The 1,639-nt window shown below is 66.7% G+C and carries 1 protein-coding gene and 1 pseudogene; one reads left to right on the top strand and one right to left on the bottom strand.

What is annotated here, in order from left to right:
- Window positions 1-231 (top strand): annotated as a pseudogene (locus tag EOA36_RS34960) (hypothetical protein); the annotation flags it as partial.
- Here EOA36_RS34960 and EOA36_RS34965 read toward each other — a convergent pair.
- Window positions 228-1,639, bottom strand: a 1,412-nt coding sequence (locus EOA36_RS34965; RefSeq protein WP_145969498.1) for a glutamate synthase subunit beta, incomplete at its 5' end; no start/stop codon positions are given. The pseudogene EOA36_RS34960 and the gene EOA36_RS34965 sit on opposite strands and share 4 nt — an antisense overlap.

The raw sequence follows: 1,639 nt of genomic DNA on the forward strand, positions 1-1,639 counted from the left end.
CCTTTCCCCGGGAAGAGCTGGATCGGCCTTCGGCAGTGGGGCGGCACCGAATTGCTCGGCGCCGCCCCACTGCCGAAGGCCGATCCAGCTCTTCCCGGGGAAAGGTTGGTGATCGAGGGCAAGGCGCCGGAAGCTTCGCCCGGACGCGCCGACGACTTTTCCTGGCCGCCGAAGGCAAGTCCGGCAGCCGCGGCCGCGGCCGCCGATACCACGACGGCGATTACCCCTTAACGCGGCAGGACGGTCGTCCCCATCAGCGCCTCGTCGATCGAGCGTGCCGCCTGGCGGCCTTCGCGGATCGCCCAGACGACCAGCGACTGGCCACGGCGCACGTCGCCCGCCGCGTAGAGCCGGTCGACGCTGGTCCTGTAGTCGCGGTCATTGGCCTCGACATTCCTGGAACGGCGGCTGTCGGTGGTGATCTTCATCTCACCCTCCAGTTCCGCCGCAACGCCTGCCGTCGCCGGTCCGGCAAAGCCGATGGCGATGAAGGCGAGATCGGCGCGGATGACGAATTCGGTGCCGGCGATCGGCTTGCGCTTCTCGTCGACCTCGCAGCATTTGACGCCCGTAAGCTGGCCTTCCTCGCCGATGAATTCGAGCGTCGCCACCTGGAATTCGCGCTCCGCGCCCTCGGCCTGCGAGGACGAGGTGCGCATCTTGGTTGCCCAGTAGGGCCAGACGGCGAGCTTGTCTTCCTTCTCGGGCGGCTGCGGGCGGATGTCGAGCTGGGTGACGCGCACGGCGCCCTGGCGGAAGGCGGTGCCGACGCAGTCGGAGGCGGTATCGCCACCACCGACGACAACGACATGCTGGCCACCGGCGATGATCGGATGCGACGGCCATGCCACGGACTGGATCGGCTCACCGCCGACGCGGCGGTTCTGCTGCACCAGATAGGGCATCGCGTCATGCACACCGCCGAGATCATCGCCGGGTATCCCGGCGGCGCGCGGCGTTTCCGAACCGCCGCAATAGAGCACGGCATCATGTTCTGCGAGGAGTTCAGCCACGGGCTTGTCGACGCCGACATTGACGCCACAGTGGAAGGTCACCCCCTCGCCCTGCATCTGTTCGATGCGCCGGTCGATATAGTGCTTCTCGATCTTGAAGTCGGGAATGCCGTAACGCATCAGCCCGCCTGGCCGGCTCTCTCGCTCATAGACATGCACGTCGTGGCCGGCGCGGCCGAGTTGCTGGGCGGCCGCCATGCCGGCCGGGCCGGACCCGATGATGGCGACCCGCTTGCCGGTCTTCCTTTCCGGCGGATAGGGCCTGATGTGGCCGGTCTCATAAGCCTTGTCCGCGATCGCCTGCTCCACCGTCTTGATGGCGACAGGAATGTCCTCGAGGTTCAGCGTGCAGGCTTCCTCGCAAGGTGCCGGACAGATGCGGCCGGTGAACTCCGGGAAGTTGTTGGTCGAGTGCAGGTTGCGGATCGCGTTGTCCCAGTCCCTGTTGTAGACGAGGTCGTTCCAGTCGGGGATCTGGTTGTGGATCGGGCAGCCGGTCGGCCCGTGGCAGAACGGAATGCCGCAATCCATGCAGCGCGCGGCCTGTTTCTCGACCTCCTTGTCCGACATCGGCAGCGGGAATTCGCGGAAATGCCGGATGCGGTCGGAGGCCGGCTGGTACTTGT

Source organism: Mesorhizobium sp. M8A.F.Ca.ET.021.01.1.1 (genome assembly GCF_003998025.1).
In the GTDB taxonomy this organism is placed as follows: Bacteria; Pseudomonadota; Alphaproteobacteria; order Rhizobiales; family Rhizobiaceae; genus Mesorhizobium.